The organism is Noviherbaspirillum sp., from assembly GCF_035627455.1.
Classification (GTDB): domain Bacteria; phylum Pseudomonadota; class Gammaproteobacteria; order Burkholderiales; family Burkholderiaceae_D; genus Noviherbaspirillum.
Map to the genome: position 1 here is coordinate 1 of NZ_DASPLS010000073.1, position 25,349 is coordinate 25,349.

At 65.0% G+C, this 25,349-nt stretch carries 18 protein-coding genes and 1 pseudogene; 14 read left to right on the forward strand and 5 right to left on the reverse strand.

Features of this window, described 5'->3' with window-relative positions:
* Nucleotides 1–397, forward strand: a pseudogene (locus VEC01_RS14455) (DNA alkylation response protein); the annotation flags it as partial.
* A gap of 5 nt (nucleotides 398–402) precedes the next feature.
* Here VEC01_RS14455 and VEC01_RS14460 read toward each other — a convergent pair.
* The 4 genes from VEC01_RS14460 to VEC01_RS14475 all read right to left on the reverse strand — a co-directional run bounded on the left by VEC01_RS14460 (nucleotide 403) and on the right by VEC01_RS14475 (nucleotide 8,132).
* The gene (locus VEC01_RS14460) at nucleotides 403–3,093 is read right to left on the reverse strand and encodes a bifunctional diguanylate cyclase/phosphodiesterase (protein ID WP_324901602.1); all 2,691 of its coding nucleotides are present in this window, start codon (nucleotides 3,091–3,093) and stop codon (nucleotides 403–405) included.
* A 310-nt stretch (nucleotides 3,094–3,403) separates the two neighbouring features.
* Nucleotides 3,404–4,459 carry a 2-oxoacid:ferredoxin oxidoreductase subunit beta gene (locus tag VEC01_RS14465; RefSeq protein ID WP_324901603.1) on the reverse strand — a complete coding sequence of 352 codons (1,056 nt, stop codon included), beginning with the start codon at nucleotides 4,457–4,459 and terminating at the stop codon, nucleotides 3,404–3,406.
* Entirely contained in the window at nucleotides 4,456–6,294 is a 1,839-nt protein-coding gene (locus tag VEC01_RS14470) for a 2-oxoacid:acceptor oxidoreductase subunit alpha (protein WP_324901604.1), read from the reverse strand. The genes VEC01_RS14465 and VEC01_RS14470 overlap by 4 nt, the downstream gene beginning before the upstream one ends.
* Nucleotides 6,294–8,132, reverse strand: coding sequence for an FAD-dependent oxidoreductase (locus VEC01_RS14475; RefSeq protein WP_324901605.1), 1,839 nt, complete (start codon nucleotides 8,130–8,132; stop codon nucleotides 6,294–6,296). The genes VEC01_RS14470 and VEC01_RS14475 overlap by 1 nt, the downstream gene beginning before the upstream one ends.
* Before the next feature lie 287 nt (nucleotides 8,133–8,419).
* Between VEC01_RS14475 and VEC01_RS14480 the strand changes: the two genes are divergently transcribed.
* From VEC01_RS14480 to VEC01_RS14500, 5 genes are all read left to right on the forward strand, one after another.
* Nucleotides 8,420–8,635: a hypothetical protein gene (locus VEC01_RS14480; protein WP_324901606.1), complete on the forward strand. Its 216-nt coding sequence runs from the start codon at nucleotides 8,420–8,422 to the stop codon at nucleotides 8,633–8,635.
* Between the two features lie 15 nt (nucleotides 8,636–8,650).
* A complete protein-coding gene (locus tag VEC01_RS14485) occupies nucleotides 8,651–8,941 on the forward strand; it encodes a hypothetical protein (RefSeq protein WP_324901607.1) in 291 nt (96 codons plus the stop codon).
* A gap of 347 nt (nucleotides 8,942–9,288) precedes the next feature.
* Nucleotides 9,289–11,952: an ATP-binding protein gene (locus VEC01_RS14490; RefSeq protein ID WP_324901608.1), complete on the forward strand. Its 2,664-nt coding sequence runs from the start codon at nucleotides 9,289–9,291 to the stop codon at nucleotides 11,950–11,952.
* A 234-nt stretch (nucleotides 11,953–12,186) separates the two neighbouring features.
* Nucleotides 12,187–15,057: an EAL domain-containing protein gene (locus VEC01_RS14495; protein ID WP_324901609.1), complete on the forward strand. Its 2,871-nt coding sequence runs from the start codon at nucleotides 12,187–12,189 to the stop codon at nucleotides 15,055–15,057.
* A gap of 112 nt (nucleotides 15,058–15,169) precedes the next feature.
* On the forward strand, nucleotides 15,170–16,033 hold the full coding sequence (locus tag VEC01_RS14500; RefSeq protein ID WP_324901610.1) for a CHASE domain-containing protein: 864 nt from the start codon (nucleotides 15,170–15,172) through the stop codon (nucleotides 16,031–16,033).
* A gap of 17 nt (nucleotides 16,034–16,050) precedes the next feature.
* On the opposite strand, the gene VEC01_RS14505 is transcribed toward VEC01_RS14500, so the two are convergent.
* Nucleotides 16,051–16,524 carry a hypothetical protein gene (locus tag VEC01_RS14505; protein WP_324901611.1) on the reverse strand — a complete coding sequence of 158 codons (474 nt, stop codon included), beginning with the start codon at nucleotides 16,522–16,524 and terminating at the stop codon, nucleotides 16,051–16,053.
* Nucleotides 16,525–16,781: 257 nt separating this feature from the next.
* Here VEC01_RS14505 and VEC01_RS14510 point away from each other — a divergent pair, with 257 nt between their 5' ends.
* The 8 genes from VEC01_RS14510 to VEC01_RS14545 form a co-directional block, all read left to right on the forward strand.
* Nucleotides 16,782–17,261: a hypothetical protein gene (locus VEC01_RS14510; protein ID WP_324901612.1), complete on the forward strand. Its 480-nt coding sequence runs from the start codon at nucleotides 16,782–16,784 to the stop codon at nucleotides 17,259–17,261.
* 229 nt (nucleotides 17,262–17,490) lie between these two features.
* Entirely contained in the window at nucleotides 17,491–17,733 is a 243-nt protein-coding gene (locus VEC01_RS14515; RefSeq protein ID WP_324901613.1) for a hypothetical protein, read from the forward strand.
* A 37-nt stretch (nucleotides 17,734–17,770) separates the two neighbouring features.
* Nucleotides 17,771–18,703, forward strand: a complete 933-nt coding sequence (locus VEC01_RS14520) for a S1C family serine protease (RefSeq protein WP_324901614.1) — start codon at nucleotides 17,771–17,773, stop codon at nucleotides 18,701–18,703.
* Nucleotides 18,704–18,730: 27 nt separating this feature from the next.
* Nucleotides 18,731–19,747: an AAA family ATPase gene (locus tag VEC01_RS14525; protein ID WP_324901615.1), complete on the forward strand. Its 1,017-nt coding sequence runs from the start codon at nucleotides 18,731–18,733 to the stop codon at nucleotides 19,745–19,747.
* Complete coding sequence (locus tag VEC01_RS14530; protein ID WP_324901616.1) at nucleotides 19,722–20,666, forward strand: DUF58 domain-containing protein; 945 nt, start codon at nucleotides 19,722–19,724, stop codon at nucleotides 20,664–20,666. The genes VEC01_RS14525 and VEC01_RS14530 overlap by 26 nt, the downstream gene beginning before the upstream one ends.
* Nucleotides 20,666–21,727: a vWA domain-containing protein gene (locus VEC01_RS14535; protein ID WP_324901617.1), complete on the forward strand. Its 1,062-nt coding sequence runs from the start codon at nucleotides 20,666–20,668 to the stop codon at nucleotides 21,725–21,727. Before VEC01_RS14530 ends, VEC01_RS14535 begins: the two co-directional genes overlap by 1 nt.
* Nucleotides 21,728–21,856: 129 nt before the next feature.
* Entirely contained in the window at nucleotides 21,857–24,508 is a 2,652-nt protein-coding gene (locus VEC01_RS14540) for a bifunctional diguanylate cyclase/phosphodiesterase (RefSeq protein WP_324901618.1), read from the forward strand.
* 151 nt (nucleotides 24,509–24,659) lie between these two features.
* A partial coding sequence (locus VEC01_RS14545; protein ID WP_324901619.1) for a hypothetical protein occupies nucleotides 24,660–25,349 on the forward strand: 690 nt, incomplete at its 3' end.

The window sequence follows — 25,349 nt, forward strand, 5'->3', positions numbered from 1 at the left end:
CCGGGAATCGCCGGTGAATTCGATCTGGGAAGGCAGCGGCAACGTGCAGTGCCTGGACATGCTGCGCGCGATGCAGCGTGAACCGGGATCGGTGGAAACCTACATGGCCGAAGTGAAGCGCGCCGCCGGCGCCAACCGCCACCTCGACCAGTTCCTGGCGCAGCTCGGGAACGAATTCGCCGACCTGGCCGACATCGAGTACCGCGCCCGGACCATCGTCGAGAAGATGGCGCTCGCGCTGCAGGCGTCCCTGCTGGTGCGGCACGCCGTGCCGGCAGTGGCGGATGCGTTCTGCGCGGCGCGCCTGTCCGGCCAGGTCAGCGGCCTGGTGTATGGCATGCTGCCGCGCGGCGTCGATTGCGCGGCGATCATCCGGCGCGCGACGCCGCGCGGCTGAACCGGTCACACCGCGAACAGGGTCGGCGGCAGCATTTCGGGTGACTGCTCCGCCGGCTTCGGCGGCGCGATGAAATAACCCTGCATTTCATCGCAGTTCAGCGCCTTCAGGATGCGTATCTGCTGGACGTTTTCCACGCCCTCGGCGACGACGCGCATCCCGAGCGCGTGCGCCATCGTGATGATGGCGGTGAAGAACACGTTGCCCTGTTCGTTCTTCTCGATCTCGGCGGTGAACGCGCGGTCGACCTTGAGCACGTCGAAGTCGAGGCGCTGCAGCTGCGACAGCGAGGAGTAGCCGGTGCCGAAGTCGTCGACCAGCAGCCGGATTCCCATTTCCTGCAAGGCATTGAGCGCGTCGTCGACGTCCTGCGTCTCCGCCATCATCAGCGATTCGGTGAGCTCGATTTCGATCAGGCTCGCGTCCAGGCCGTGCCTTTGCAATGCGGCGGAGAATACATCCGGCATGTCGGTGTCGCCGAACTGGCGCGCCGACACATTGACCGATACCGGCGGCACTTCCGCGCCGGACGCCTTCCAGCGGGCCAGCTGCGCGCACACCTTGTCCAGCACCACTTCACCCAGCTGCGCGATCAGGCCGGCCTGCTCGGCAACGGAGATGAAATCGTTCGGCTGCAACAAGCCCTTGGAAGGGTGCGCCCAGCGGACCAGCGCTTCCATGCTTGCCACTTTTCCGCTGGCAATGTCGACACGCGGCTGGTAGTGGACCACCAGTTCATCCCGTTCGAGCGCCTGGCGCAGCTCCGCTTCCTTTGCCATCCGCTGCTTGAGCGCATCATAAAGCTGTTCGTTGTAGAAGCGATACCCGCCCTTGCCGACCGACTTTACCGAATACATCGCAATGTCGGCATTCTTGAGCAGCGATTCCGCATCCAGTCCGTCTTTCGGATACATGCTGATGCCGATCGACGTGCCGATCGTCGCCGTGCCCTGGGCGAGCTTGAAGTTTTCCTTGAATGCGTGCAGCACCCGCTCGGCGACGTTGCCGGCGTCGCGCGCATACTGGATGCCTTCCACCAGCACCACGAACTCGTCGCCGCCCAGCCGCGCCACGTGGTCTTCCGGGCGTACCGCCAGCGTGAGCCGGCGGGCGGCGAGCTGCAGCAGTTCATCCCCTGCGCTGTGGCCCATGGTGTCGTTGATCAGCTTGAACCCGTCGAGGTCGAGGAACAGCAGGGCAAGGAGCGTCTGGCGCTGCGCCGCCGCGGCGACCGCATCAGGCAGGTATCCGAGCACCCATTGGCGGTTCGGCAGGCGGGTCAGCACGTCTTCGCTGGCCTGCCGTTCCAGTTCCCGGATATGCGCCTTCGCGGCGCTGACGTCGCGCAGGCGCACCGCCAGTTCGCCGTCGGCCCGCACTACCTTCAGGTGCAGCCAGCCGGTGGTCACCAGGCCTTCGGTGCGCACTTCAATTTCATCCTCGAAGGTGCCGTGCTGCTGCGCGTAACACAGGGCATTCATCAGGCGCACAGGGTCGCGGCCGTTGTAGAGAGACTTCACCGTCTGTCCGATCAGTTGACCACGGCTCATGCGGAAGAACTCGGCGCCGCTCTGGTTGCAATCGATCACCGTGAAGTCCTCGATGCGGCCCTCGTCGCCGAAGACCGGACGCGCAATGTAAAACCCTTCGCTGCCTTCTTCCGTCGCGATCCGGTAGGTCGCCTGCGCCAGCTCCATCTCGTGCTTTCGCCATGCAAGACGGGCGGTCAGGCCCATCGCAATGAACTTGAACAGCAGGATGGCGCCGGTGGCCCACCAGGCGCTGCGTATGGCCGCGCGGCGCGTCGCGAAATAGGGCGCCAGCTTTTCCGCATGGTCAAGGCCGACCACGGCCACCAGCGGGTAGGCGTCCACCTTGCGCCAGCTGACGTAGCGGCTGCGGCCGTCGGCGAACCAGTGTCCGCTGGCGAGCCCTGGCTTCGTGCCGTTTGAAATCAGCGCGGTAAGGGGCTGCGCGGCGAGGTTTTCACTCGGCTGCACCACGTTGCCGGAACGCGAAGCCCGCACTGCGCCGTCGGTGCCGACGGCACTCATCAGTCCATGCTCGCCGAGCAACGCAAGGTTGTAGCCGGCGGTCAGCCGGCTGAGCGGGAGGCAGACCATCACCACGCCGGCGAAGCTACCGTCAGGCGCAGTCAGTTTCCTGGTGAAATTTACGACATGCATGTTATCCAGCGGGTTGACGTTCGGGCCAGAGACAAAAAGGAAGTCACCGGACGTCGTTTTATGCGTGTCGAAGAAGCTCTTGCCCGACAGGTTAATGCCGGGCCGCAGCTGCATTCTGCTCGATACCACGTCGCCGTTCGGCGCGACGATCGCCACGTTGAACGGCCAGCGGCTGCGCGCCGCCTTGTCTGCCGCCCAATGTTCGAGATGAAAGGCGCCGCCCGAAGCCTCCCATGCCCGCCTCACGTACAGCGAGAATTCATCGACCGCCTCCATCAGCCGCCCGAGCTGGTCGGCGTATTCCACCGCCGACGAGGCCGCCTCCTTCAGCACGACGTTTTGGGCAGCGGCCTTTTCTTTCTCGAGCTGGGTCAGGAGCAGGGACCATCCGACCGTGATCAGCAGCAGCGCGACGACCGGCCAGAGCGCTAGCAGGCGCCAGTTGCCCCGCAAAAAGCGGAGCCGGTGTATGAGGCTGGACAGTGCCGCCGGCCTTTTCCATGAAAACATGTCTTGGCCTCGCCAACCGGAAAAACAGTTGACGAAAAGTAGGTATGACTCTTTGACAAGGGAGGGTGGAAGACGTTTGCGGTTTCTTTTAAGGGGGATTGCGGCGGCGATTCTGCCATCGCAACAGGGCCGGCAAGGTGCGGCGCCGCTGCCGATTCGCAAGCAAACCTTGCACCGCTTGCGGCGATGCCTGCACGTGTTTCGCGGACAGGCGCGGCGGGTGCGGGGATTGAGCCGGCCGGAGGTTGCGGCCGCCGCGAGCGCCGGTGGAGGGGGGAGCCAGCGCTGCGCGGCTCCCTTCGGACTGTCCTTACCTCAGTGATGCGTTGATCTTTTCCAACGCCGCCGATCCCGGGCACAGCACATCGTCCCCGAGCACATTCAACGGCTTGTCCACCGTATTCAGGTGTTCGTGCAGGTCCGACGCGTTCGGGTCGACAAACAGCAGGCCGGTGACGATTTCGCCCATTGCATGATGCTTCTGCAGATGGTTCATCGCCGCAACCCGGTCGCTCGCATCGTAGTCCTCGTGCAGCTTGCGCAGGCGCAGCACCGATCCGTCGTGCTGCGTCACTTCCTGCACGGTGCCCGGCGCATAGTCGGTCGTGATTTCCTTGCCCGGCACGAAGAAGTCGATGCGGTTGACCGCCTCGTTGTGTTCGCGCACGTAGTCGTAGCTCTTGGTCGAGCCCGCATGATTGTTGAAGGTCACGCAGGGCGAGATCACGTCGATGAACGCCGGTCCCTTGTGCGCCAGGGCCGCCTCGATCAGCGGCACCAGCTGCGCCTTGTCGCCCGAGAAGCTGCGCGCGACGAAGGTCGCGCCCAGTTGCAGCGCCAGCGCGACCAGATCGACCGGCGCATCGGTATTGACCACGCCTTTCTTGGACTTCGAGCCCTGGTCGGCGGTCGCCGAGAACTGGCCCTTGGTCAGGCCGTAGACGCCGTTGTTCATCACGATGTAGGTCATGTTCACGCCGCGCCGCATGATGTGCGCGAACTGGCCGAGGCCGATCGATGCGGAATCGCCGTCACCGGACACGCCGAGGTACATCAGGTCGCGGTTGGCGAGGTTGGCGCCGGTCAGCACCGACGGCATGCGCCCGTGCACCGTGTTGAAGCCGTGGGAGCCGCCGAGGAAATACGTCGGCGCCTTGGACGAGCAGCCGATGCCGGACAGCTTGGCGACCTTGTGCGGTTCGATGTCCATGTTGAAGCAGGCCTGGATGATGGCCGCCGAAATGGAATCATGGCCGCAGCCGGCGCACAGCGTCGACACCGGGCCTTCGTAGTCGCGCCGGGTATAGCCGGCCTTGTTCACCTGCAGGCTCGGGTGATGCAGTTTCGGTTTCGGAAGATAAGTCATTGCGCCACCTCCTTGAGCGGGCTGAACAACGCCAGGCGGGATGCGATGGCCTGGGTGATGAAACGGGCGGTGATCGGCGTGCCGTCGTAATGCACGACCGAGATCAGCTGCGCGGGATCGAGGCCGCACTCGATGATCAGCATCTGGCGCAGCTGGCCGTCGCGGTTCTGCTCGACCACGAACACATGGTCATGCGCCTCGATGAAGTCGACCACGCTGGAATGGAAGGGGAAGCCGCGCACGCGCAGCGCGTCCAGCGGCATGCCCTGGCGCTCCAGCACATCGAGCGCTTCCTGCATCGCCGGGCTGGTGGAGCCGAAGTGGATCACGCCGAACCTGGCCGTCCTGGCGGCTTTGCGCTCGATCGGCTTGGGCACCAGTTCCCTGGCGGTCTCGAACTTGCGCACCAGCCGCTCCATGTTGTCGACATAAACCGGGCCTTCCTCGCTGTAGCGCGCATAGCGGTCCTTGGTGGTGCCGCGGGTGAAGAATGCGCCCCTGGTCGGATGCGTGCCGGGATAGGTGCGGTACGGGATGCCGTCGCCGTCCACATCCAGGTAGCGGCCGAAATCCCTGCCGGCTTCCAGTTCCTCGCGGGTCATCACCTTGCCGCGGTCCATGCGCCGGCTGTCGTCCCACTCGAACGGGTCGCACAGCCGGGTATTCATGCCGATATCGAGGTCGGACATCACGAACACCGGCGTCTGCAGCCGGTCAGCCAGGTCGAGCGCGTCGGCGGTGAAATCGAAGCATTCCTTCGGGTCTTCCGGGAACAGCAGCACATGCTTGGTGTCGCCGTTCGAAACATAGGCGCAGGACAGCAGGTCCGACTGCTGCGTGCGCGACGGCATGCCGGTCGACGGGCCGCCGCGCTGCACGTTGACCAGCGTCGCCGGCACCTCGGCGAAGTAGGCCAGGCCGAGGAATTCGGTCATCAGCGAAATGCCGGGGCCGGAGGTCGCGGTGAACGCGCGCGCGCCGTTCCAGTTGGCGCCGATCACCATGCCGATCGACGCCAGCTCGTCTTCCGCCTGCACGATCGCGAAGTTGTGCTTGCCGGTTTCCGGGTCGACGCGCAGCTTGTGGCAGTACTTGTCGAACATTTCCGGGATCGACGATGACGGCGTGATCGGATACCACGCGCAGACGTTGGCGCCGCCCCAGACCGCGCCGAGCGCCGCCGCCTGGTTGCCGTCGACGAAGATGCGCTTGCCGACCTTGTCGGCGCGCCTGACCTTCAGGCCGATCGCTGCGCAGTCGAGGTTGGCCAGCGCGTAGTCGCGCCCGAGATGCAGCGCCTGGCTGTTGGAGTCGAGCAGTTTTTCCTTGCCGCGGTATTGTTCCGCGAACAGCTTCTCGATTTCCTTCTCGTCGATGCCAAGCAGCGCGGCCAGCGCGCCGATGTAGATGATGTTCTTGAACAGCTGGCGCTGGCGCGCATCGCTGTAGGTGTCGTTGACGATCTGCGTGAGCGGCATCGCGATCACGGTGATGTCCTCGCGCAGGCGCGATGCCGGCACCGGACGGGTGCTGTCATAGAACAGGTAGCCGCCCGGATCGATTTCCTTTACGTCGGCATCCCAGGTCTGCGGGTTCATCGCGACCATCATGTCGCAGCCGCCGCGGCGGCCGAGATAGCCGGATTCCGACACGCGCACTTCATACCAGGTCGGCATGCCCTGGATATTGGAGGGGAAAATGTTGCGGGGGCTGACCGGCACGCCCATGCGCAGCATGGAACGGGCGAACAGTTCGTTGGCCGAGGCGGAACCGGAGCCGTTGATGTTGGCGAACTTGATGACGAAATCGTTGGTCGCCTGGATTTTCTGGGTCATTACATGGGCTCCTGCTCGACGTTCTTGCGCGACATTGCGTGATGCCGGTCGCGGCATTGCGGCCCGGCATGGGTAAGGGTGAGGGTGAATTTCTGCATGTCCCAGGCGCCGGTCGGGCAACGCTCGGCGCACAGGCTGCAGTGCAGGCAAAGGTCTTCATCCTTGACCATCACCCGGCCGGTCTTGAGCCCGGCGGACACGTACAGGTTCTGCTGCGGATGCAGCGACGGCGCCTTCATGCGTCCTCGCAGTTCGGCTTCGGTGCCGTTTTCGGTGAGCGTCAGGCAATCCATCGGGCAGATGTCGAGACAGGCATCGCATTCGATGCACTTTTCTGCGGTAAAGACCGACTGCACGTCGCAGTTGAGGCAGCGCTGCGCCTCCTTCGCCGCAAGCTGCGGCGAAAAGCCGCGCTCCACCTCGATCCGGATGCTCTTGCGGGCGACCGAGAAATCCTCCAGCGGCACCTTGTGGCGGTGTTCCAGCGACACCACGTTGTCGAAGCTCCACTCGTGGATGCCCATCTTCTGGCTCACCATCTGCACGCCGGGCGCCGGCCGCGCGGCAATGTCTTCGCCGTTGCAGAAGCGGTCGATCGATACCGCCGCCTCGTGCCCGTGGGCGACGGCGGTGATGATGTTCTTCGGGCCGAACGCCGCATCTCCGCCGAAAAAGACGGTGGGCAGCGTCGACTGCAGGGTCTGCTTGTCGACCACAGGCAGGCCCCAGTCGTTGAACTGCAGGCCGATGTCGCGCTCGATCCACGGAAAAGCATTGTCCTGTCCGACCGCGATCAGCACCTCGTCGCACGCCACGGTTTCGTCCGGCTCGCCGGTCGGGACCAGGCTGCGCCGGCCCTTGTCGTCGTAGACCGCCTTGACCTTCTCGAACAGCATGCCGGTCAGTTTGCCGTTATCGTGCAGGAAGGCCTTCGGCACCATGTAATTCAGGATGGTGACGCCTTCGTGCATCGCGTCTTCCTTTTCCCATTCGGAAGCCTTCATTTCCTCGAAGCCGGAACGCACGATCACTTTCACATCCTCGCCGCCCAGGCGCAGCGCAGAGCGGCAGCAGTCCATCGCGGTGTTGCCGCCGCCGAGCACGATCACGCGCGGCGCGGACTGCGACACGTGGCCGAACGAGACCGATGCCAGCCAGTCGATGCCGAGGTGGATATGGGCGGCGGCTTCCTGCCGTCCGGGGAGGTCGAGGTCGCGTCCGCGCGGCGCGCCGCTGCCCACGAACACCGCATCATAGCCTTGCGCCAGCAGCGCCTTCAGGCTGTCGATGCGCTCGCCGGCGCGGAATTCCACGCCCAGGTCCAGGATGTAGCCGATTTCCTCATCCAGCACCTCGTCGGGCAAACGGAACTTCGGGATCTGCATGCGCATGAAGCCGCCGGCTTTCTTTTCGCCGTCGAAAACCGTCACCTGGTAGCCCAGCGGCGCGAGGTCGCGCGCCACCGTCAGCGATGCCGGCCCGGCGCCGACGCAGGCAATGCGCTTGCCCGATTTCGCGCCTGCCTTCGGCATGCGGCTCTTCACGTCTCCCTTGTAGTCCGCCGCGGTACGTTTCAGGCGGCACACCGCGACCGGCGCGTTGCCTTCCGTGCTTTCGACGCGCGCGCGGCGGCAGGCGGATTCACAGGGGCGGTCGCAGACGCGGCCGAGCACGCCCGGGAAAACATTGGCCTGCCAGTTCAGCATGTAGGCATCTGCATGGCGGCCGGACGCCACCATGCGCAGGTATTCGGGAACGGGGGTATGGGCGGGGCACGACCACTGGCAATTGACGACCTGGTGGAAATAGTCGGGGTTGCTGGTATCGGTTGGCTTCACTGCGGTCTTCTCCTGGTGGGCCTTCCCGGCGGGCGCCCACGGCTGCCGGCAGGGATTGCGATGTCGAAACGGCGATTCGCCGGCGGCGTCAACGCGACCGGCAAAATGACCATTTCGCTAGCATAGGGAATTGCTGTGAAGCAAAGACAAAGCGGCGCGGGGAAATTTGAATTGATTGACTTGCATCAAGTGCTGTTCAGCGGCAGCGATCCCTGGCGCAGCAGGGACGCTCCGCGAGCGTTGCACTCGCGGAGCGGGTAGAGCGGGGGAAGCGGTTCCCGGATTACTTGCTGGTCGAACCGGTGCCGGAGGTGCCGCTGCCGGAGGTGCCAGTCGAGCCGCTGCCGGAAGTGCCGCTGGAGGTGCTGCTCGGCGACGTGGTATCGGTGCTCGAGCTGCCCGAGGTGCCGCTGCCCGAGGTGCCGGAGGTCGAGCCGCTGCCGGAGGTACCGCTGGAGCTGCTGCTCGGCGACGAGCTGCCGCTGCTGCCCGAACTGCTGTAGGTCGGTGACGGCGAAGTGCTCAGGCTGGAGCCAGTGCCCGAGCCGGAGCTGCCGGAGGTGCTGCCGCCGGAGCTGCCGCTGCTGGTGTCGGTTGTGGTGGTGGTCGTGGTGGCGCCGCCGGAGCCGGAGCCGGAGCCGGAGCTGCCGGAGGTGGAACCCGAACCGGAGCTTGATGCGCCCGCGGCGGACGGGTCGCCGGTGGTCGTCGTGGTGGTGGTGGTTTGTCCGAAGACTGCGGTCGACGTGCCGATGAGCGACAGGAAGATTGCGATAGGTAATTTCTTCATAGCCTCACTCCTTCATTGAACGGTGACATGCCCCGGCAGTTACCGGAGGTTCCATTTAGACTGCATTTTGTTGACAGGTTCACAGCTTTTTCGGTATGAACAGTAGGAACGCGCTGCTTGCCTTACCCACAGCTTGCATCCCGACAACCTTGCGTCCTGTCTTCGTATTACCGGGGTTGCATGGCGCCATCGATATTTGCAGTAGGATAGAATCGCTGTCCGTCGCGCGCCGTCGTATCGGCGGCGCGGTTTCGCTCCGGCCGGATGCCGTCACCGTTGAAAAGGACCAGGAATGCCGCGAATTGCCATCGCCGTATGGACCATGTGTATATCCGATCAGCGGCCGTACCGTGATGCGGGAGCGGCATGAACGGCGTGCGAGCCCTTGCAGCGGAAGCGGCCGCGCTTCCCGAAACCGGTGCGCTTGCAGACGAGGAGCCGTTACAGACGATCTGGGAGACCGACTGCCGTGGCATGAGCCATTACCAGAGCGGCTCCTGGTATCGCTACGTCGGCGAGGGCGTCGGCAGTTCCTTCGGCGAGGACTGGCTGCGTTTCTATCATCCGGACGACCGCGGCTACCTGAAACGGGAATGGCAGAAGAGCCTGGCATCGGGCGGCGCGCATCCCTACGACATCGAGGTCCGGATCCGGCGTCACGACGGCGCATACCGCTGGTTCCGGGTCCGAGGCGTTCCGCAGAAAAGCAGCGACGGCCAGATCGTCAAATGGACCGGAACCTGCACCGACATCCATGACCGCCGGCGCGCCGAAGAAGGCGCCGCCTGCGGCGGCCTGCCGCCCGCCGCCGCTACGCGCGGCGGGTTTTTCTCCGGGCTGACCGCCGGCATGCGCAGCGGGATGCTCGAGCGTCGCCTGTTCTTCGTCGTGCTGGCCGGGCTGCTGCCTGTGGCGCTGCTGGCGTTTGCCACCTTGCTCTCCAATGCGCAGAACCACAAGCGCAAGCTGATCGAAGCCGCCGGCGACACGATGCGCGCGGTGGTGTCCGCGGTCGACGCGGAACTGAACATGTCGATTGCCTCGCTCGATGCGCTGGCAGCCAGCCCGCGCCTGGCGGTGAACGATTTCGCCGGCTTTCACCGGGAAGCCAGGGACCTGCTGGAACGGCGCCCCGGCTGGGCCAACATCGTGCTGTCCGCCCCGGATGCGCGGCAGCTGGTCAATGCCTATCTGCCTCTCGGCGTGCCACTGCCAAACCAGATCGATCCGGATTCGATACGGGAAGCGGTGCAGACCGGCAAACCGGGCGTGGGCAGGGTGTTGTTTTCGCCGGTGCTCGACATGTACGCCTTCGCGGTCCGTGTGCCCATCCTGCGCGGCAATGAAGTTGTGTTCGTGCTGAGCGCGGTGATCCGCCCGGACTCGATGCGCGCGCTGCTGACACGGCAGCGCGTGCCGGAGCAGAGCGTCGTCTCGATCATCGATGCCAGCCATTCCATCGTGGCGCGCTCCCGGGGCCAGGCGGAATCGGTCGGCAAGCGGCCGTCCGCCGGCCTGCTGAAGCTGCTGGCCGAGGGCGAGGAGAGCGGCTGGGGGCCGACAAATACCCTCGAAGGGCAGCCGGTCTACTCGGTATACCACCGCTCCGTCGCCACCGGCTGGTCGGCCGCGCTCGGGATTCCCACCGCCGCCCTCGACCGCCCTGTGCAGCGTTCCTACGCGATCCTCGGCGGCTCAATCCTGCTTTCCGTGCTCGCCGGTTTTTGCGCGGCTTTCCTGGTCAGCCGCTCGATCACCCGGCCGCTGCGCGAGCTCGAACGCGCAGCGCTCGACGTCGGACACGGACAGCCGCCGCTGACGCCGGCCACCGATTTGCCGGAAATCCGCGAAGTGGCGCAGGCCCTGGCTGCCGCGCATGTGGAGCGCGAAAAGCTGCTGCAGAGCGAGCGCGAGGCGCGGTTGCGCGCGGAAAGCCTGAACAAGGCCAAGGATGAATTCCTGGCAATGCTTGGACACGAGCTGCGCAACCCGCTTGCCGCGCTCACCGCTGCCTCGGAAATCCTCGACATCGGCGCCGCCGGCATGCCGCAACCGGCCGCCGGCGCCGAGGCAAGGGCGATCATCCGGCGCCAGGCCGGGCATCTGGTGCGGCTGACCGATGACTTGCTCGACGCCGGGCGCGTCATTCTCGGCAAGGTGCGCCTCGAGCGCAAGCCGGTCGACCTGGCCCAGGTCGTGACGCAGGTAGTGGAAACCCACCGCAACATGGGACGGCTCGCCGACCACGCGCTGACCGTTTCGACGGAAGCGGCCTGGATCGACGGGGATGCGACGCGCATCGACCAGGTAATCGCAAACCTGCTCACGAACGCGATGAAGTACACCCCGGCAGCCGGCGCGATCGACGTGTCGCTGGTGTGCGAGGATGGTCAGGCGGTGCTGCGCGTGCGCGATTCCGGGATCGGACTGGAGCCCGGGCTGCAGGCGCGCGTGTTCGACCTGTTCGTCCAGGGCGAGCGTTCGCTGGAACGCGCGCAGGGCGGCCTCGGCATCGGCCTCACCGTGGTACGCAGGCTGGCGGAGCTGCACGGCGGCAGCGTCGAAGCCCGGAGCGAGGGGCCGGGGCAGGGCAGCGAATTCATCGTGCGCCTGCCCCTGATCGGTGCGCCGGCCGACAAGGGGAGCGGCGCGTCCGGCGCCATCCGCCACGGTACGAGAACGATCGCCATCATCGAAGACAACGACGATTTCCGGGACAGCCTGCGCAGCCTGCTTGAACTGGCGGGCCACCGCGTGATCGAAGCCGCCGACGGCCGTGCCGGGGTGGATTTGGTGCTGCGGGAGCGGGCTGACGTCGCGCTGGTGGACATCGGCCTGCCGCTGCTCGACGGCTACGGCGTGGCGCGCACGCTGCGCGAGCGCGGCAGCTACCGCGGCCGCCTGATCGAGATGAGCGGCTACGGCAGCGCGGACGACATGGAACGCGGTGCGCGTGCCGGATTCGATACCTATCTGGTTAAACCGGTTGAACTGGAAAAGCTGCTCGCTGCCATTGATGCCAGATCATAAACGTGCTGCGCTCCCGGCCCGGCACCGGCACTCACTTTAACTTCCGGTTACTAAACTGGATTTTATGGTTTTTTGATCTACATCAAACTTGCCAGCCCGGTGATATTGACTATTGGAAACAATATTCGCATAGTCCATGCAGGGGAAAAAGCCTCGAAACGCCGGGCCCACGGGCCGGACGGCGAGACAGGCCGATAACAAGCACAAGCGAATCCAGAATTTCGCGCACCGAAAATGACAAAAGAAGTTGCACCAAGGGAGACGTATCTGACGCGCATCCGCCTGCCGCGTCCTACTTCCATCAGTCACAAAGTCGCGGCCGTCCTCGTCCTGATCCTCCTGGTCGCGGTCTCGAATGTTTTCGTCGTACGCACCATCCTCGAGGAATTCCACGGCGTCGCTTCCACCATCAATGTGGCGGGACGTCTGCGCTACCTGAGCCAGCAGATCGCGCTCAGTACCGTTACCGCGCTCAACGGCTGGAGCCCCGGCAAGGCCGCGGCGGAAGCCGAAATCCATGAATATGAAGTTGCTCTGGAGTCCCTGATGCGCGGCGGGCGGGTGCACGGTTTCGACGTGCGCACCGTGGCCATGGACTATTACCTGGAACTGGACGTGATCCGGCGCGACTGGGCGGTCTTCCGCAAGGAAATCGAGGATGCGCTGGCTCAACCGTCCGATCCGTCAGAGAGCCTGGTCAGCGCTGTGCAGCTGGGCAAGATTAACGAAGCGTCCGGCCGCATGCTGATGAACGCCGAGCGCCTGATGCAGTCGATGACGGTGGACGCGCAGCGCCGCCAGGAGCGGGCGCTGAACGCCACCTACCTGCTGCTGCTGGTCGACGTGCTGGTGCTGGCCGGTGTCGCGGTGCTGGTGCGGCGCCAGGTGGTGTGGCCGCTGCGCACGCTGGCGCAGCAGAGCCGCAATCTGGCCGACGGCAACTACGAGGTGCAGGTACATTATCCGTACAAGGATGAAATCGGGGTCCTTGCGGAAACCTTCAATTATTCGGCGCAGCGCATCGGCAACCTGGTCGGCAATATCGAGCAGGAGCGGCGCAACCTGGCGCAGGCCGAGGGCATGTTCCGCGGCCTCGCCGAGAATTCCGTGGTCGGCGTTTATATCGCGCAGGACGGCCGCTTCCATTTCGCCAATGCGAAGATGGCGCACATGTTCGGTTACACGCCGGAAGAGATGACCGGCTCGGTATCGGTGCTCGACCTGGTGCCGGAAGACGACCGGCTGCTGGTGGAAATGAATGTCGAGCGCCGCCTGCGCGGCGACGCCCGGGGGGTGCATTACGAGCGCCGCGCGCGGCGCCGGGACGGTGCGATCTTCGACGTCGAGGTGTTCGGTTCGACGATGGAACTCAACAGCCGCACCGCCACCATCGGCATCATGCTCGACATCACCGAGCGCAAGAAGGCGGAGACCTCGATGCAGCTGGCGGCGATGGTCTACGCGCACAGCAGCGAGGGCATGACGATCACCGATGCGAACGGCTTCATCGTCGACGTCAACCCGGCCTTCACCAAGATCACCGGCTATCCTCGCGAGGAAGCGGTCGGCCGGCGCATCAGCATGCTGCGCTCCGGCCGCCATGATCGCGCCTTCTATGAAGACATGTGGCATGCGCTGACCACGACCGGCCAGTGGCAGGGCGAGATCTGGAACCGGCGCAAGAGCGGCGAGCTGTATGCGGAGTGGCTGACCATCAATACCTCTTATACGCCGGACGGCCTGGTATACCGCCGCATCGCGCTGTTCTCCGACATTACGCAGAAGAAGAAGACGGACGAACTGGTGTGGACCCAGGCGAATTTCGATACGCTGACGCAGCTGCCCAACCGCCTGATGTTCCGCGACCGCCTCGAACAGGAAATCCGCAAGGCGCACCGCGCCGGGCTGTCGATGGCGCTGATGTTCATCGACCTCGACCGTTTCAAGGAGGTCAACGATACGCTGGGGCACGGCGTGGGCGACATCCTGCTCAAGCAGGCGGCGCTGCGGCTGACCAACTGCGTGCGCGAATCGGACACGGTGGCGCGCCTCGGCGGCGACGAATTCACGATGATCCTGGGCGAACTTTCCTCGGAAGCCGATGCCGAACGCATCGCGCAGGATGTGCTGAACCGTCTGGCCGAGCCCTTCGTGCTGGGCGAGGAAATCGCGTACGTGTCCGCCAGCGTGGGCATCACCTTCTACCCGCAGGACGGCACCGAAGCCGACGACCTGCTCAAGAATGCCGACCAGGCGATGTACGCCGCCAAGGAAGAGGGGCGCAACCGCTACCACTACTTCACGCCGTCCATGCAGGAAAAGGCGCAGATGCGCCGGCGCCTCGCCTCCGACCTGCACAAGGCGGTCACGCACCGGCAGCTGCGCGTGTACTACCAGCCGATCGTCGACCTGCGCACCGGCAAGATACGCAAGGCGGAAGCGCTGGTACGCTGGCAGCACCCGGTGCGCGGCCTGGTCAGCCCGGCGGATTTCATCCCGATCGCGGAGGATACCGGGCAGATCGTCGAGATCGGCAACTGGGTATTCTACGAAGCGGCGCAGCAACTGGCGAAATGGCGGCAGGTGATACCGGACTTCCAGATCAGCGTCAACACCTCGCCAGCGCAGTACCGCAAGGGGCGCGTCGGGCATGAAAGCTGGTTCGAGCGTGTCGATAACCTCGATTTCCCGCTTGGCGGCATCATCGTCGAGATTACGGAAAGCCTGCTGCTGGAAACCACCGACGCGATCAAGGCGCAGCTGCAGGGTTTGCGCGACGCGGGGATCAAGGTGTCGCTGGACGACTTCGGCACCGGTTATTCCTCGCTGTCCTACCTCAGCCGCATCGATATCGATTACCTGAAGATCGATCGTGCTTTCGCGACCGGCCTGAGCGAAGGCTCGGAAAACATGGTGTTGTACGAAGCGATGATCGTCATGGCGCACAAGCTCGGGATCGAGGTGGTGGCGGAAGGGGTCGAAACCGAGGAGCAGCGCCGGCTGCTGGAAAAGATGGGTTGTGATTACGTGCAAGGTTTCCTTTTTTCAAGGCCGATTCCCGCCGAGCAATTCGAGCAATTCATCCATGCCGAACAGCAGGCCTGACAGGCGGCCGTAACGTCCCCGGGCCGGGGCATCAACAGAGTGACAGGTTTACATCGTGAGTAGCGAGGCGCGGTTTTCCGGAGCCCGGCCAGGCGGCCAATCTGGCAATGCAATGCGCCGCCACGGTGCGGCCGTGGTGGTTTTCATCATCACTTCACTGTTGTCGGCGCTGCTTCTGTGGCAAACGCAAAAAGCCAGGCTCGAAGGCGAACGCGCGCGCGCCATGCAGGCCGCGGCCAACCACGCGCACCTGTTGCAGCTGAACCTTGAGCAGGCCTTGTCGGCCACCTACACAGTGGCCGCGCTGCTCAAGCTCGGCAACGGCGACATCAAGGATTTCGAGGCGACGGCGCGCACCATGCTCTCGTTCTATCCGGGCGCGTCGGCGCTGGAACTGGCGCCCAAAGGCATCGTCCGGAAAGTCGAGCCGCTGGCGGGCAACGAGCGCGCGCTCGGGCACAACCTGCTTACCGATCCGCAACGCGACAAGGAGGCATTCGCCGCGCGCGACACCGGGCGCCTCACCCTGGCCGGGCCGTTCCCCCTCGTGCAGGGCGGCACCGGGGTGGCGGGACGGCTGCCGGTCTATCTGGAGACGGAGGGCGCGGGACAGTCTTTCTGGGGATTCGTCGTCGTCCTCGTGCGTTTTCCGGAAGCATTGAAAGCGGCGCGTTTCAATGAACTGAGCGCGCGCGGCTACGACTACATGCTGTGGCGGCGACATCCGGATAGCGGGAATCGACAAGTCATCGCGTCCTCCACGAATGCCGAGGCGGTCAAGCCTGTGGAAGTCGAGGTGCGGGTGCCGAACGCAACATGGACGCTCAGCGTCTGGCCCGCGAGCGGCTGGGGCAAAGGCGGCCGGTTCCCGACCAAACTCGGGTTCGCCGTGCTGTTCGTGGCGCTGGCCACGCTCGCCGCCTCGCGCCTGGCGCCGGCCCGGCGCAACACGGGGCGGGACGCCGCGCGGTCCTGAAGCAGAGCGGCGAAAATTCAGCCGCGCGCGGCCGGAAGCGCCGCCAGCATGCCTTCCACCAGTTTTTCGCGCATCTGTTCCCGCCCGAATTTTTCCGCCATCCGGGTCAGGTCGGTGAACGCGGTCACGCCGAGCAGTTCGGCTGCACTGCGAATCCCTTGCACGATGGCCGGGGAGTAGCGGCTGCCGGCGCCGAGGAGGATAAAGAACGGCAAGCGGCGCGTCGCCGGCCGCGAGCGCACCAGGCGCAGCAGGTCGAAGACTTTGCCGTTGTCGAAGTGCACGCCGCATGCCACCAGGCCGATGTTTTTCTCCAGCAGCAGCTCCGCCTCGCGATAGCTGTGACACCAGACCACGTCGAACCGGTCGCCGAGGATCGCGCGTGCCAATGCGTCGTCCTCCGGCCGGATCGCGACCAGCACCCGCTTCGAACCCCCATGCGGCGGGGGGCGAAGCGGCTCGGCCGCCCGAATTTCCTTATCCTGCACCATCGAATAACCTGTTGGCGAAAAGCAATGATGTCCAGGAGTGTAAGCCAGAATCCTTAGTGCGCAGCGTCTAAACCGATGCCGGCGGCAAACACCCGCAAGCGCGCCGGCGGCGGTCCGGCCCCGGGCTGGCGTTCCATTGAAGTGCCACAAGATGTGTTCGATGCGCCCGCCGTATAAATGAACATTTGCCCGGCAAGGGCGGCCGGGCCGCTCCGGCTGCGCCGCCTGCGTTCATCAGTAAACGGAAAGGACCCGACATGGACAGCACTCCCAACTACGAACTGCTCAAGGATGCCTACGCAATCATCGACGGCATCCCGGAGACGGCGATCGACCTCGATGCCCTGTGCAGTGCGCGCGGCGAGACCCTGGAGCAGGGCACGATCTGCTCGCCGGCCGGCTGGCTGGCGCAACACCCGCAGTTCATGGCGCTCGGGCTGGCGCTGGCTGAAGACGGGACGCAACTGACGGTGGACGGCGAACCCGCCGCCGATCCGTCCGAAGCGCTGTCCAGGGTGCTCGGCCTGCGCACCGAGGATGCGCAGCACCTGTTTGGCGACCGCAACACCTATACGCTGGGAGACGACACCGGGTTGAGCGACAAGCGCCTGTGGCAGCGCGAAGTCCGCGAATTCCTGAAACAGCACGGCCAGCTCGATGAAGAATTCGAGGAACACCTGGAAACCCGGGGCCCGTTCGCGGATCCGGCCAATCCGGCGCAAATCCGCGCAATCTGACCCGCTGCCGGCGGCGGAAGGCGGTCTTCGTCCTCGCCCGCACCCCTTCTACGCGGGCCGGCCGATGCGGGCCCGCCTCGGCGATCCAGCGCGCGCACGCGAGTTCGCGCCGCCTGTTGCTTGATTCTCGTCGTCTTCAGGGGCAAGCCCTTGAACTTGACCGCGCGCGTGATGACAAAGCAGACATATGGCAAGCGCAATCCGGAACTGTATTTCCGGAGCACACATCATGGCTCTCCTGAATCTCCTCTTCATGCTCATGACGCTCGATCTCGCCTACCAGTCGTGGAAGGTAGGCATGCGGCAACTGGGCAAGCTGCTAGCGGTCTGCTCGGTCGCCGGCTTCGGCGGCGCGTTGTTTACAGACTCGCTGATACTGCTCATTCCTCTCTTCGGGGTGCTCGTGCTCGGCGCCACCGCGAACCACCAGATGCGCAAATACCGGGTCGGACGCTACCGGCATCTACGCTAACCATCATGCGAGACCGGCACACGGCCTCCGACAAGCGATGAAAAGAACGCCTATCCATTCCCGGTCCGCGCGCCGCCAGCGCGCGGGAGGTCCGCCCGCCCCGGAGGCCCCCGGCACCGCACCTGCGCCCGCCGCGCCGGCGCCGCGCAAACCGCGCTTCGTACGCACCCGGGCCTTTGTCGGCAGGCATGAAAAGCTGTTGCTGGTGCTGTCCTCGGTCCTGCTCAGCACGCTGCTGTTCCTCGCGTACAGTCTCGGCACGCCGGAGCAGCGGCGCTTCACGCAGCGAGACATCGATGCCGCGGTGATGCACACGCTGGAAAAGTCCACTCTGCCGTCGCCGGAGGCGCGCGCGATCGCGCGCATCCGCCCCTCGGTGGTGCGCGTGACGCAGCAGGGCGAAGCGCGCGACGCCGCGCACAAGGGCGTGCTCGGCGTGGGCACCGGCGTGGTGGTGGTGGACAAGGGGATCATCCTGACCAATCTCCACGTGGTCGGCAACGACGACCGCATCCGCATCAAGGTGCAGTTCGCCAACGGCCAGGAATCCGACGCAACGGTACTGCGCCGGCAGCCCGAAAACGACCTCGCGGTGCTGCAGGCGGCGGTGGTGCCGGACGACCTGGTGCCGGCGACGCTGCGCTCGGTGAGCGGCCTGGCCGTCGGCGACCATGTGGCGGCGGTCGGTTTTCCATACAACATCGGTCCTTCCGCATCGTCCGGCATCGTCTCCGGCCTGAACCGGACCTACCGCGGGCCGCGCAATGACGAAGTGCTGCGCAACCTGATCCAGTTCGACGCAGCCGCCAATCCCGGCAATTCCGGTGGTCCCCTGGTTACGATGGACGGCGAAGTGGTCGGCATCGTGACCGCAATCCTCAGTCCGCACGAACAGGGCACCTTCATCGGCATCGGTTTCGCGGTGCCGATCGAAATAGCCGCGGCGGCCGCCGGCGAATCGCCTTTCTGACACTCTTGACCACAACGAAACCCACACATGGATAACATTGAAAAAGGCAGGCCTGACGTATCGCTCCAGATGGAGCGCGTTCTTTACGAAGTGAAACGCGTGGTGGTCGGACAGGATCACTTCCTGGAGCGGGTGCTGGTGGCCATCCTTGCCGGCGGCCACCTGCTGGTCGAGGGCGTCCCGGGTCTGGCCAAGACGCTGACCGTGAAGACGCTGTCGCGCACCATCCAGGGCAGCTTCCACCGCATCCAGTTTACGCCCGATCTGGTGCCGGCAGACCTGGTCGGCACCCGCATCTACAACCAGAAGACCGGTGAATTCAGCACTTCGCTCGGACCGGTGTTTTCGAACCTGCTGCTGGCTGACGAGATCAATCGCGCGCCGGCCAAGGTGCAGAGTGCGTTGCTGGAGGTCATGCAGGAGTGCCAGGTGACCATCGCCGGCGTCACCCACCGGGTGCCGGCGCCATTCCTGGTGATGGCGACCCAGAACCCGATCGAGACCGAGGGCACCTATCCGCTGCCGGAGGCGCAGGTCGACCGCTTCATGATGAAGGTGCTGGTCGGCTACCCGACGGAAGAAGAGGAATTCGTGATCGTCAACCGGGTCACAGGCGAAGACCAGGCAATCGCGTCGGTGACGACGACGGAAGAACTTGTCCATCTGCAACAGCAATGTCGCGCCTGCTACATCGATCCGTCGCTGGTGCGCTATGCGGTGCGGGTGGTCGCCGCCACGCGCGACCCCGACCGCTACCAGGTGCAGAACCTGGCGCATTACCTGAACTGCGGCGCCAGCCCGCGCGCGTCGATCCACCTGGTCGAGGGCGCGCGGGCGCTGGCGCTCCTGCGCGGCCGCAACCACGTGCGGCCGGAAGACGTGGTGGACCTGGTGCCGGACGTGCTGCGCCACCGGCTGTCGCTGTCCTACGAGGCGCTGGCCGACGCGGTGACCGCCGACCAGATCATCCACCGCATCCTGAAACATCTCCCGCCGCCTGAGCGGGTACTGGAAAACCATGTCAAAGTCGACGCAAACGCCTGAAGCCATCCTGCGGCGCATTGAACTGACCGTGCTGCGCCGGCTCGACGGCTTGCTGCACGGCGACTACCACACCCTGTTCCGCGGCCCGGGCGTCGATCTGGCCGACCTGCGCGAGTACCAGTATCACGACGACGTGCGGCATATCGACTGGAACGTCACCGCGCGGCTGCAGACGCCGTATGTGAAGGAATATTACGAGGAGCGGGAGCTGACCGCCTGGTTCCTGCTCGACCTCAGCCCGTCCGAGGATTTCGGTTCGCAAACCGTCAGCAAGCGGACGCAGGCGGTCGAGCTGACGACAGTGCTCGCCAGCATGCTTAACCGGCACGGCAATCGTTTCGGCGCGCTGTTTTACGGCAGCAGCGTCGATACCGTGATCCCGCCATCCACCGGGCGCCGCCAGATCCTGCAGCTGATGCACCGGATGATGCGCCGTGCCGCGCCGGTGCCGCAGTCGGCCGCGACCCGGCTGTACGACCTGCTGCAGACCGGCGTGCATGCGATGCACCGGCGCTCGCTGGTGGTGGTCGTGTCGGATTTCATCACGCAGCCGGGATGGGAGCGGCCGCTCGCGATGCTCGCACAGCGGCATGACGTGATCGCGGTGCGGCTGTACGATCCGCTGGAAATGGCGCTGCCCGACCTCGGGCTGCTGACGATACAGGATGCGGAAACGGCGGAACAGTTGCTGGTGGATACGCACGACAAGGCATTCCGAAGCCGCTTCGCCGCCGCGGTCGAAGCGCGCGAGAAAGCCTTGCATGATGCGTTCACCTATGCGGGGGTGGATGTGCTGGAACTGTCGACCGAAGACGATATCGTCGACGCGCTGTTCCGTTTCTCGGAGTTGCGCAGGCATGCCGCCCGGCTCGCGACCGGCGGCAGCGCGCGCACCTTTGCGGGGCAGGGGAGGCTGTAATGAATTTTCTCTGGCCGCATCTGCTGTGGGGCCTGCTGGCCGTGCCGCTGCTGGTGCTGGCGTACTTGTTCATGGAGCGCAGGCGCAAGAAATACGCGCTGCAGTACGCCGGTCTTGCCACCGTACGGCAGGCAATGCAGGGGGCGAACCGCTACCGGCGCCACATCCCGCCGCTGCTGTTCCTGCTGGCGCTCGCGCTGATGCTGCTGGCCGCGGCGCGGCCGGCAATGGTGCTGACCCTGCCGACGGAGCACAAGACCATGATCCTCGCGGTCGATGTGTCCGGCAGCATGCGCGCCGCGGACATTGCGCCCAACCGGTTTAACGCTGCCCTGGCCGCGGTCAAAGGTTTCGTGCAGCAGCAACCGTCGAATACCCGCATCGGGCTGGTGTCCTTCGCCGGTACCGCGAGCCTGGTGCAGCCGCCGACCTCGAGCCGCGAAGATCTGCTGAGCGCGCTGGCGCGCTTGCAGTTGCAGCGAGGCACGGCGGTTGGCAGCGGCATCCTGGTGTCGCTCAAGGCGATCTTCCCGGATGTCAAGTTCGACCTGAATTCCGCCGATCCGCGGCGGGTCGACACGCGCGAGGAACGCGGCGCGCGCTCGCTCGGCAGCGACGAGCAGCGCAAGGAGCAGACGCCGGACCCGGAACCGGTGCCGCCCGGGTCCTATACCTCGGCCGCGATCATCCTGCTGACCGACGGCCAGACCACCACCGGCCCCGATCCGGTCGAGGCGTCGCGGATGGCGGCGGAGCGCGGGGTGCGGGTGTATACGATCGGCATCGGCACGGCCGCCGGCGAAATCCTGACCGGGGATGGCTGGGCGATGCATGTGCGGCTGGACGAGGATGCGCTGAAGGATATCGCGAACGTGACCAAGGCCCAGTATTTCTACGCCGGCACGGCGGAAGACCTGGCCAAGGTGTACAAGTCCCTCAACTCGAAGCTGACGCTCGAGAAGCGGGAGAGCGAAGTCTCCGCGCTGTTCGCTGCCTGCGCCGCCTTGCTGGCCGTGCTGTCCGGCTCATTGTCGATGCTCTGGTTCAACCGCATCGTGTAGCACGCTTGTATTTGCGTCAATGCTGCTGCGAATACATCTGATGATTCCGCGGCAATCCTGTCTATCCCTGCATCCGGGCGGGTTTCCGCCCATTGGCCGCCGCGTGCGGATCGAAGACATCCAAACAGTATGCATATCGCGAAGAAAGACCTGCGCAAGGCCCTGCTCTGGCCACTGCTGGCGCTCGTGGTCTGCATGCTGGGATGGACCGCGCTGCTTGCACAGCTCGCGCGTGAAAAATCGCAGGCGGAACAGGAAGCATTGCGGGATGCGGAAATCCTGGCGCGCGCCTATGGAACACATCTTTTTCGCGCGCTGGAAGCAGTCGACCAGATCACGCGCTATGTGAAGTACGGCTGGGAGGCGACCGGCGGCGAATTCACACTGGAACAGATGGGGCAGCAAGGCTTGTTTGGCCGGCACTCCGGCTTCTACATCAGCCTGATCGATGAACGCGGCAACCTGATCTCCAGCACGATTCCCGGTGCGCAAAGGGTCAATATTGTCGACGAGCCGTACTTCACGGTCCACCGGCAGGCCGGCAATGCGTTTCACATCGGCGTCGCAAGAATCGGCAATTTTTCTCAGACGCCGGTGGTGCCGTTCTCGCGCCGCCTGACCGACGCGCAGGGGCGCTTTCGCGGAATCGTGCTGGTGTCGGTGATTCCCGAGTACTTCATGTCGAATTATGACGAGATCGCGCTCGGGCGCCATGGCTTCCTCGCGCTCCTGGGCACAGACGGGGTGGCCAGGCTGGAGCGGGTCGGCAACAAGGTATTTCTGCCGCGATCAGGGGACAAGGCGCTGAACATGCAACCCGCGCTGGACATGCGCGCCGGCAGCCGGCTGTTTGGAGCGCAAGACAGCTTTTCCGACCGGCGGCCGCGTTACGTCGCGTGGCAGACCACCTCCGGATATGAGATGGTCACGATGGCCGGCTTCGATCAGGAGGATATCCTGGGTCCGTACCGGGCCAAGCGCCGGGACTGGTTGCGGAGCGCGGCGCTGGCCACCATCCTGCTGGCCGTGGCGGCCGCCGCCGGCGCCTTTGTGTCGCTGCGCCTGACACGCGAGCGGCGCCAGTTCGAGTCGATGCAGGCAACCTACCGCACCGCGACCGAAGGCGGCAGCGACGGTTTCTTCATCGCGCGCCCGGTCTGCGGGCGGGACGGCGAGGTCACGGATTTCACGATCATCGATTGCAACGAGCGTGGCGCCGAATTCCTGCGGCACCGGCGCGAGGAACTGATCGGCGAGCGGCTGAAGGCGCTTTACCGGGGCGAAGCGGCCGAGCGGGCGATGCGCATGATGTGCAAGGCGATGAAGGTGCGCGCCTACGAAGGCGAAGCGGATCTGGAGGCGCTTGGCGTGAGCGGGCCGAAATGGGCGCATTTCCGCGTGTGCCGTCCCGACAACGACCTGGCCGTCACCATGCGCGACATCAGCGGGTTGAAGGCGCATGTCGCAGAGCTGGAGAGACGCGGCAACGAAGATGCGCTCACCCAGCTGCCGAACCGCCACTGGGCCAATGCCTATCTTCCCGAAGCGATCGCGCGCGCGCGGGAAGGCGGCAGAATGATCGCGCTGCTGTTTCTCGATCTCGACGGTTTCAAGACGGTCAACGACACGGCGGGGCATCAGGCGGGCGACGACATCCTGCGGCATGTCGGCAGGCGCCTGCGGGAGGCGGTCAGGCCGAACGACCAGGTGGCGCGCGTGGGCGGCGACGAATTCCTGGTGATACTGCAAAAGCTGGCGACGGCGGCGGACGCCGCCCATGTCGCGCAACGGATACTGGATGCGTTCCAGCCTGCGTTCAAGATCGGGCAAACGTCTTATGCGGTCGGCGTGTCGATCGGCATCGGCATGTTTCCGCAGGATGGCGCGGATGCGAACACGCTGCTCAAGAACGCCGACATCGCGATGTATTCCGCCAAGACGGCAGGAAAACACAACTACCGTTTTTTCGATCCGCGCTTTTCCGAGATCCTGCGCTCCCGCCACGAGCGGGAAGCCGAATTGCGGCAAGCGCTGGAGAATGACCAGCTGGTGATGTATTACCAGCCGCGGGTCGAGCTGCGCACCGGGAAGACCTGCAGCATGGAGGCGCTGGTGCGCTGGCAGCATCCTTCAAAAGGCATCGTCGGACCGGGAGAATTCATCGCGCTGGCGGAAGAAACCGGGCTGATCCTCACGCTCGGCGAACAGGTGATCCACAAGGTATGCGCGCAGATCGCGCAATGGCAGCAACAGTCGCAGGCGCTGGTGCCGGTGTCGATCAATGTGTCAGCAAGACAATTCCAGGAAACCGATGTGGCGGCGCTGGTCGCCAGCTGCATCGAACGCTACCGCATCGATCCGCGCTTCATCGAGATCGAATTGACCGAGTCGTCGATGATCGGCGACACCGAGGATGTGGGGCAGGCGCTGCGCGCGCTGCAAAGGCTGGGGGTCAAGCTGCTGGTCGACGATTTCGGCACCGGCTATTCCTCGCTGTCGCAACTGCAGCGCCTCGATTTCGACGTGCTCAAGGTCGACCGCGCATTCACCGCCGAGCTCGACAAGACGCGCGAGGGCGCGGTGTTCTTCTCCGCCATCATCACGATGGCGCATGCGCTCGGCATGCGGGTGGTGGCCGAAGGCGTGGAAACCCAGGACCAGGTCAGCAAGCTCAAGGCGCTGCACTGTGATGAAGTGCAAGGATTTTTCATTTCCCGGCCGCTTCCGTCCTGGCAAACTCCGGACATCGCGCCGGAGCGTTTCCTTTCTTCCACCGCGTGATGCTGATTTCCCGCAACGTGCAGCAAAGGGCGGGGCGCGCGTAAATAATACGCGCGGCGGCGGCGGTGCCGTCGCATCCCGGGGCGGCAAACGGTGGCGCAGACCTTGCATGAGGTTGGCTCCTTGTCATTTTCACAGAAGGAGTGCTCTCATGAAAAACAAGACCACCGTGATCGCGGCCCTGGTCGCAGCGTCGTTGTATGCCTCCGGCGCCGCCGCGCAGCAGAGCTCGGGCAGTTCGGGCTCGTCCGGGAAGCCTTCCCCGCAGCAGAATGCGGAGCAACAGCACAAGGCCGCGATGGAGAAATGCAACAACATGAAGGAGAACGCAAAGGATATCTGCAAGGCCGAAGCAGACGGGCAAAAGAGTATCGCCGAAGCGCAGGCCAAGGTGACCGAGCGCGACACCCCGAAGAACCGGCTGGAGCTGGAAGAAGCGAAAGCCGATGCGCAGTACAAGGTCGCCAAGGAAAAATGCGACGACCAGGTCGGCGAAGCGAAGAACGCCTGCCAGCAGGAAGCGAAAGCGACCAACGATCTGGCCAAGGCGCAGGCCAAGAAGCAGGCCCAGGCCGGCGGTTCCGCCAGCAGCGCCAGCGGCAGCTCAGGTGGCAGCTCAGGTGGCAGCTCAGGTGGCATGAGCCAGCCGGAGGGCAGCAGCGCTTCGGGTTCGTCATCCGCGCAACCGTCGTCCGCGACACCGCAGACCGCAGGTTCCTCCGGCGCGTCGTCACAGTCCCAGCCTTCCGGCGCGTCGGCTTCCGCATCGTCGCAGCAGCCGCCGCAATCGCCGCCGCCGACGGCCAGCGGTTCGAGCGGCGGGAGCGATACCTCGTCCGGC

Bases quoted from the DNA above. Each gene is read 5' to 3' on its own strand.
- VEC01_RS14460 (WP_324901602.1), bottom strand. From the start codon at position 3,093: ATGTTTTCATGGAAAAGGCCGGCGGCACTGTCCAGCCTCATACACCGG.
- VEC01_RS14465 (WP_324901603.1), bottom strand. From the start codon at position 4,459: ATGACTTATCTTCCGAAACCGAAACTGCATCACCCGAGCCTGCAGGTG.
- VEC01_RS14470 (WP_324901604.1), bottom strand. From the start codon at position 6,294: ATGACCCAGAAAATCCAGGCGACCAACGATTTCGTCATCAAGTTCGCC.
- VEC01_RS14490 (WP_324901608.1), top strand. From the start codon at position 9,289: ATGAACGGCGTGCGAGCCCTTGCAGCGGAAGCGGCCGCGCTTCCCGAA.
- VEC01_RS14495 (WP_324901609.1), top strand. From the start codon at position 12,187: ATGACAAAAGAAGTTGCACCAAGGGAGACGTATCTGACGCGCATCCGC.
- VEC01_RS14500 (WP_324901610.1), top strand. From the start codon at position 15,170: ATGCGCCGCCACGGTGCGGCCGTGGTGGTTTTCATCATCACTTCACTG.
- VEC01_RS14505 (WP_324901611.1), bottom strand. From the start codon at position 16,524: ATGGTGCAGGATAAGGAAATTCGGGCGGCCGAGCCGCTTCGCCCCCCG.
- VEC01_RS14510 (WP_324901612.1), top strand. From the start codon at position 16,782: ATGGACAGCACTCCCAACTACGAACTGCTCAAGGATGCCTACGCAATC.
- VEC01_RS14515 (WP_324901613.1), top strand. From the start codon at position 17,491: ATGGCTCTCCTGAATCTCCTCTTCATGCTCATGACGCTCGATCTCGCC.
- VEC01_RS14520 (WP_324901614.1), top strand. From the start codon at position 17,771: ATGAAAAGAACGCCTATCCATTCCCGGTCCGCGCGCCGCCAGCGCGCG.
- VEC01_RS14525 (WP_324901615.1), top strand. From the start codon at position 18,731: ATGGATAACATTGAAAAAGGCAGGCCTGACGTATCGCTCCAGATGGAG.
- VEC01_RS14530 (WP_324901616.1), top strand. From the start codon at position 19,722: ATGTCAAAGTCGACGCAAACGCCTGAAGCCATCCTGCGGCGCATTGAA.
- VEC01_RS14535 (WP_324901617.1), top strand. From the start codon at position 20,666: ATGAATTTTCTCTGGCCGCATCTGCTGTGGGGCCTGCTGGCCGTGCCG.
- VEC01_RS14540 (WP_324901618.1), top strand. From the start codon at position 21,857: ATGCATATCGCGAAGAAAGACCTGCGCAAGGCCCTGCTCTGGCCACTG.